Annotated in this window: 5 protein-coding genes; 2 read left to right on the top strand and 3 right to left on the bottom strand. The window is 64.5% G+C overall.

All coding sequences use genetic code 11. The annotated features are described in order from the left end of the window. Window positions 1-117: 117 nt before the first annotated feature. The gene (locus AC629_RS04090; protein WP_084803504.1) at window positions 118-2085 is read right to left on the bottom strand and encodes an aq_1923 C-terminal domain; all 1968 of its coding nucleotides are present in this window, start codon (window positions 2083-2085) and stop codon (window positions 118-120) included. A gap of 249 nt (window positions 2086-2334) precedes the next feature. On the opposite strand from AC629_RS04090, the gene AC629_RS04095 reads away from it, so the two are divergent. Further along, window positions 2335-4647: an NADP-dependent malic enzyme gene (locus AC629_RS04095; RefSeq protein WP_084803497.1), complete on the top strand. Its 2313-nt coding sequence runs from the start codon at window positions 2335-2337 to the stop codon at window positions 4645-4647. 280 nt (window positions 4648-4927) lie between these two features. Then, entirely contained in the window at window positions 4928-5380 is a 453-nt protein-coding gene (locus tag AC629_RS04100; protein WP_084803505.1) for a DoxX family membrane protein, read from the top strand. 70 nt (window positions 5381-5450) lie between these two features. On the opposite strand, the gene AC629_RS04105 is transcribed toward AC629_RS04100, so the two are convergent. Continuing rightward, window positions 5451-6005: a dihydrofolate reductase family protein gene (locus AC629_RS04105; RefSeq protein ID WP_084803498.1), complete on the bottom strand. Its 555-nt coding sequence runs from the start codon at window positions 6003-6005 to the stop codon at window positions 5451-5453. 7 nt (window positions 6006-6012) lie between these two features. After that, a partial coding sequence (locus AC629_RS04110) for a polysaccharide deacetylase family protein (RefSeq protein WP_084803499.1) occupies window positions 6013-6856 on the bottom strand: 844 nt, incomplete at its 5' end.

Raw genomic sequence — 6856 nt, forward strand, 5'->3', positions numbered from 1 at the left:
GAGCCGGGGCCCACATCTCAGCGCATACCGGCCTTTCTGGGTCCCGACTCTGCGTCGCGTCATTTCATGCCGCGCCGCGTCCGGGACACGAGATGGAAATCGGCTCAGCAGCCGTGCTTACAGCCCCGTCGACGCCTCGATGCGGAATTGGGCCAGCGCGACGATCGGCTCGCTGTTCAGGGCGTCCACGAGCTGAAACACCGGCACCTTGCCGAGTGGCGTCAGCTTGATGGTGAGCGTTTGCCCTGACGTCGCGACGAAGTCGGCAAGCGCATCGACCGCCGCCTTGGCATCGAGATTGGCTGTCGTGACCTTCTCGCCCTCCGCCCGGATCATCTCGACGATGGCGCTGCGCGCGGCGTCGCGGCTGAAGTTCTGCGTGCGTGCAAACTGCGCCACGATCAGATCGACGACGCCGCTGTCGCGCAACGAAAGCTCGATCGCGCCGGTCTCGATCTGCGCCGCCTGATCCATCGCCTGCATCGGGTCGGCCGTGAACACGCCACGCGGCACATTGGCGAGCCCGAAGCGTGCCTGCGCCCTGGCAAGATTGCCGAGATTGATGGTGGCTGGCGCAAACGCAAAGGCGCCCGAGGACTCCGTCCAGGCGGCGCCGAGATCGAGGTCGATCGCGAGCTTGTCGACGCCCGCCATGATCAGCGGCCGCTGCGCCGGATTAGAGGGATCGGTGGGGGTCACCATCTTCACGACCAGATTGGCCTTGCTCGGGATCGATCCGATCAGCTGGCCCCAGTTCAGGCTGATCGTGTCGATTGTGACGAGCTGCCGCGTGTTCTTGTAGGGCGCGACAACCCCCTTGATTTCGGCGCCTTCGAGCACGCGGAACAGGCCGAGTATCTGATCCGGCGCGGGCGCCTCTCCAACGTTCGTGAGGCCTGCTGCCCAACGCAACAGATTAGCTGTGCTGAAGGACTTCAGGGCGAAGCGCTCCATCTTGAACTGCCCCTGCGGGACCGGCGCATCGAGGCCCTCGACTGCGAATTCGCCCTCGCGGTACCTGATAGCGTTGATCCTGGCCGTCCCTTGCGGCGTTCCCATCGACATCTTGCCGATCTCGACCTTGCCGACGCGAAGGCCTTCGTAGAAGCCGGCGAGCTTCTCCATCATTTCGCGCGATTGTGCCGGCGTCGGAGGAGCCGACCGATCCGCCGGCAGGAGCGCGATAATCTCGGCCGGCCGGAATTTCGACGGCTGCACCGCGACGTCCTCGAAAGTGATTCCCTCGATGTCCGTCCGCATGCCCTGCGCCGATTTGAGCACGTAGGGGCCGACCGAGATTTGCCGGTACACACGGTGGAAGCGGTCGTCAGTGGTCTTGGGGTCGAACGCGGCGGCGATCGCGGTCGCATCAAAGTCATTGACGATGATGTTGGAAAGATCGCCGGTCAGCTTGTCCTGCTTGCCCGGCTGCTTCACGTCGACCGTGAAGACGGCGTGGTCTGCCTTCATCGCATCGATCTTGCCGTGCTTCAGATTCTGGATCTCCAGCCCGGAGTAGGAGAACTCGCCGCTGCCGATGGCGCTGCTGCCCGCATCGAAGGTCATCGACAGCGTCGGGGCCGTGAGCGACGATGCCGAGACGCCTGCGTACTGATCGAGCAGATAGCGGTACATCTCGATCAGGGAGCCGCCCGCTGGCGTATTTCCGGCATGAACGGGACCTGCATAGTCGCGCATGGTCAGTTGCGGGACCTTGTAGGAGGCCTTCACTTTCGCCGGGCCGATCTGGTCCAGTCTGACTTCGAAATCCCTGATGTCGATGCTATCGGCCGAAAAGCTGATATCGTCGATCAGGCGAACGCCCGTGCCCTTGATGCCGGCGATCTTGATCTGCGCCTGCGGCTGGCTCTCGGGAGCGACCGCGATGTCCTCGACCGTCAGCGTCCGGCTCATCACGTCGAAGGCCACCTTGCCGTGGCTTGCCTTGTTGCGGTGGCTGCGGATTCGGTCGAAGGCGGCCTCGACTTCGGCGGTGGCGCGATGTTGTGCGTAAAGGTTGAAGCCGAACCATCCGCCCGCGGCAAGCACGGCAAGTGCGATCAGGCCGATCAGGATTCGCTTCATTCCCAGCTCCAGTTGCTCGTTTTGCACTGCGCAAGCTGCCATATTCGCGAAACGCCGTGCGGTCCAGGGAAGGCTATAGCTATCAAATATTTGACGGGGCGCCCTGTTGATGGGGCCGCAATCGGATGTTGCCACCGAGGCGCCCGGCGTGCTTCATCCCGTTTCCATGGCCCGGAAATACCGTCCGCTCGGGCGGCCGCTCCGGATCTTGCATTTTTTTGAGGCCGGTAACGCGAGGCGAGACACCGCATGTCGTCCTATTCTGATGATCTCCACCAGGCGGCGCTGGCCTATCACCGTCTGCCGCGCCCCGGAAAGCTCGAGATCCAGGCGAGCAAGCCGCTCGCCAACCAGCGCGACCTCGCGCTTGCCTATTCTCCGGGCGTTGCCGCCGCCTGCACCGAGATCGCGAAGAACCCGGCGGAAGCTGCGACGCTGACGACCCGCGCCAACCTCGTTGCGGTGGTCTCCAACGGCACCGCGGTACTCGGCCTCGGCAATATCGGCCCGCTCGCCTCCAAGCCCGTGATGGAAGGCAAGGCGGTCCTGTTCAAGAAATTCGCGGGCATCGACGTGTTCGACATCGAGATCGCGGCCGACACCATCGACCGCGTGGTCGAGACCGTGGCGGCGCTCGAGCCGACTTTCGGCGGCATCAATCTGGAAGACATTCGCGGACCGGAATGCTTCGAGATCGAGACCCGGCTGAAGGAGCGCATGAAGATCCCGGTCTTCCATGACGACCAGCACGGCACCGCCATCATCGTCGCCGCCGCCATCACCAATGGCCTGCGGCTGAACGGCAAGAAGCTGTCCGACGTCAAGATCGTGGCGTCGGGGGCAGGGGCGGCCGCGCTCGCGACGCTGAACCTCCTGGTATCGATGGGCGCGCAGCGCAAGAATATCTGGGTCTGCGACATCGACGGCCTCGTGCATGAGGGCCGCAATACCTCGATGGACCGCTGGAAGGCAGTCTATGCGCAGAAGACCGACAAGCGCACGCTCGCCGATGTCATCGGCGGCGCCGACATCTTCATCGGCCTGTCGGCACCGGGTGTGCTCAAGCCGGAGATGGCCAAGGCGATGGGCGACAAGCCCCTGATCATGGCGCTTGCCAATCCGACGCCGGAGATCATGCCGGAGGAAGCGCGCAAGGTGCGCCCCGACGCCATGATCTGCACCGGCCGCTCCGACTATCCGAACCAGGTCAATAACGTCCTTTGCTTCCCCTTCATCTTCCGCGGCGCACTTGACGTCGGCGCTAGCGCGATCAACGAGGAGATGAAGCACGCCGCAGTGGAGGCCATCGCGCAGCTCGCGCGCGAAGCGCCGTCGGATGCGGTCGCGCAGGGGGGCTTTGATACCGGCGAGACGCAGGGCTTCGGCCCGGGTTCGCTGATCCCGAGCCCGTTCGATCCGCGCCTGATCCTGCGCATCGCGCCGGCCGTCGCCAAGGCCGCGATGGAGTCGGGTGTCGCGACGCGCCCCATCACCAATTTCGACGAATATACAGCGCTGCTCGAGCGCTTCGCCTTCCGCTCCGGCCTCGTCATGAAGCCGATGTTCGCGAAGGCCAAGACCCAGCCGGTGCGCGTGATCTACGCCGAAGGCGAGGACGAGCGTGTGCTGCGCGCCACCCAGGTCGTACTGGAGGAGAAGCTGGCGCGGCCGATCCTGGTCGGCCGTCCTTCCGTCGTGGAGGCGCGCATCAAGCGTTTCGGCCTCTCGATCCGGGCCGGCAAGGACTTTGACCTCATCAATCCCGAGGACGATCCGCGTTACCGCTCCTATGTGCAGTCCTATGTCGAGGTCGCCGGTCGCCGCGGCGTGACGCCGGACGCGGCGCGTACAGTCGTGCGTACCAACAACACGGTGATCGCGGCGCTTGCCGTGGTGCGCGGGGAGGCGGATGCGATGCTCTGCGGCGTCGAGGGGCGCTACATGAGCCACCTGCGCCATGTCCGCGAGATCGTCGGCTTCTCGCCGGGGATCAGCGACTATGCGGCGCTCGCGTTGATGATCACGCGCAAGGGCGCCTATTTCCTCACCGATACCCAGGTGCGGCCCAATCCGAGCGCGGAGGAGCTCGCCGAGATCGCGGCGCTCGCGGCGGTCCACGTCCAGCGCTTCAACGTCAAGCCGAAGATCGCCTTCGTCTCCCACTCCGACTTCGGCAGCTACGACACCGATTCCTCGCGCAAGATGCGCCGGGCCACCCAGCTTCTGAAGGAGAAGCATCCGGAGATCGAGGCCGACGGCGAGATGCAGGGCGACACCGCGCTGTCGGCGGCGGCGCGCAAGCTGGTGCTGCCGCACTCCAAGCTCGAGGGCGAGGCCAACATCCTGATCATGCCGAACCTCGACACCGCCAACGTCGCCTACCAGATGATCAAGGCGCTGGCGGACGCGCTTCCCGTTGGCCCGATCCTGATCGGGCCGGCGCGCCCGGCGCACATCCTGACGCCCGGCGTGACCGCGCGCGGCGTCCTCAACATGACCGCGGTCGCCGTGGTCGAAGCCCAGGAGCGGGCGGCACGGCAGCAGCCGACGCTGTTTACGTAAGGGCAGCGCTGTCTCTTTACCTCGCCCCGCTTGCGGGGAGAGGTCGAATTCGAGCTGCGCTCGAATTCGGGTGAAGGGGGAGCCCCCGCGCGATTTCCGCTGTCACCTGCAGGCGGCCCCTCTCCCCGTAAAGACGGGGAGAGGCAGCACACCCGCCCGAGCCTCGGTGGCTCAACCTTTTCGAAAGAGTTTCTCCATTTCCCCGTTTGAAAACCGCAAATGGAGTCTTCATAATCCCCCCCAAGCGTCCCGCGCTTTGAGCTTTGCCAAGAGGCCGATCATGCCAGCGTTCGTGACTTTCGGGCGGATCCTGTTCGCCGTGCTGTTCATCTACACGGGCGCGACCAAGCTCTTTGCCATCCAGGCGACCGCCGATTTCATCGCCGGCAAGGTCGTTGTGCCTGACGTCATCGAGCCATACGCCAAGCAGGTCGAGACGGCGACCGCCATGACCACGCCGCAGCTGCTGGCGATCGCGGTCGGCGGGCTCGAGATCATCGCGGGCCTGATGATCGCGCTGAATTTCGGCGCGCGCTTCTTTGCGATGCTGCTGATCATCTACGTCGCGGTCGCCACCGTCCTGTTCTACGATTTCTGGAACCAGGCGCCGCCCGACAATGCCAAGATGCTGGTTGATGCGCTCAAGAACCTGTCAATCATCGGTGCGCTGTGCATGATCATCGGCTATGGCCGCGCCACGCGCCCGGTCGAGGCGGCCTACGGGGACGTGTAGGTCTCCCAAGGTGCGTTCGGCGAAGGCGTAATTCACCGCGATGTGAGAGAAGAGGCTGGTTACGCCGGCGCTAACCCACTCTGCGCCAGGGCGTGACCGTAACGTCATGCGCTGCATCGAGCGCATACGGTGCGCCGGGCTTCATCCCATGCGCCGCCAGCACCTCATGCGGCGTCCGCTCCGGCACGCCCACAAAGCAGCCTTCGCCGCCAGGCAGGCGCACATGCGGGGCCTCCGACAGCCAGAACGTGGCGTAGCGGTCCATGAACATGTCGAACACGACGGGGCCGCCGATGATTGCGACGATGCCGGAAGCCACGTCAGCGAAGGCGCGGGCCTCCTCGAAGCTCGCATGATCCGGATTCCACAACGTCGCGTTCGGCATCTCCGGATCGACGGTGAGCGCCTTGATCTTGCGGGTCAGGATCAGCCGCTTGCGTTTCGGCGAATTCGGCTGCTGCTCGTGCGAGTGCCGGCCGTGCACGATTAGTGCGGCGCGGTCGAGCGCCTGCTCGAAGAACAGCTTGTCGCCTTCGAACTTCAGACTGTCGGGCATGACATTGCTCGCGTCGGCGAGCATGCCGTCCGCGGAGACGATGACGTAACCTTCGAAGCGGAAAGACAATTGCCGGCTATTCGGAAACGGTCGTCACCACGGAATTGACCGGGCGCTGGCTCACCGTCGGCAGCTTGATGTCCTTGAGCAGCTCCTGGTCGTATTCGGGCAGCGTCGAGACCGGAGCCTTGGCGCGCATCGCCACCACCTTGTAGCCGCCGGCCTTGAGGCGGTTCAGGAGCTCGGGCAGGGCCTCCGCGGTATGCTTCTGGAAGTCGTGCATCAGGATGATGCCCTTGCCCTTGCTGTCGAGCTTCTTCATCACGGTGTCGATCACCTTCTCGGGCTTGGAGGCCTTGAAGTCAAAGGAATCGAGGTCGCACGAGAAGATCGCGATGTTGCGGGTGCCGAGATAGGTGACCATCTCCGGCGGATGCTGCAGCGCAGGGAAGCGGAAGAACGGCGAGGGCGAGATGCCGCCGAGCGCCCATTTCACGGCGCTGAAGCCCCTCTCGATTTCGTCCTTTCTCTGCTGCTCGGTCAGCTTCTTGTTGTTGAGATTGGCGTGCGACCAGGTATGCGCGCCGACCGTGTGGCCGGCGGCATAGACCTGCTTCAGGATCTCAGGTTCATAGGTCGAGTGTTTTCCGATCGGGAAGAAGATGCCCGTCGTGCACTCATCGGCCAGCGCCTTCAGCACAGCCGGCGTGTTGTGCGGCCATGGACCGTCGTCGAAGGTCAGCACCACCTCGTGGTCACGCAGGAAGTCGAGCTCCTTGAAGTGCTCGAAGCCGAAGCCGGGACCTCCCGTCGTGTCGATCTCGACGGTGCGAGCGACGCCGAGCGCATTCGGGTTGTTGCAGGCGGCGCGCGCCGGCTGCTGCGCCTGTTGCGGCGGGGGCGGATTGACGGAGGCGGCT

The organism is Bradyrhizobium sp. NAS80.1 (assembly GCF_001908205.1).
In the GTDB taxonomy this organism is placed as follows: domain Bacteria; phylum Pseudomonadota; class Alphaproteobacteria; order Rhizobiales; family Xanthobacteraceae; genus Bradyrhizobium.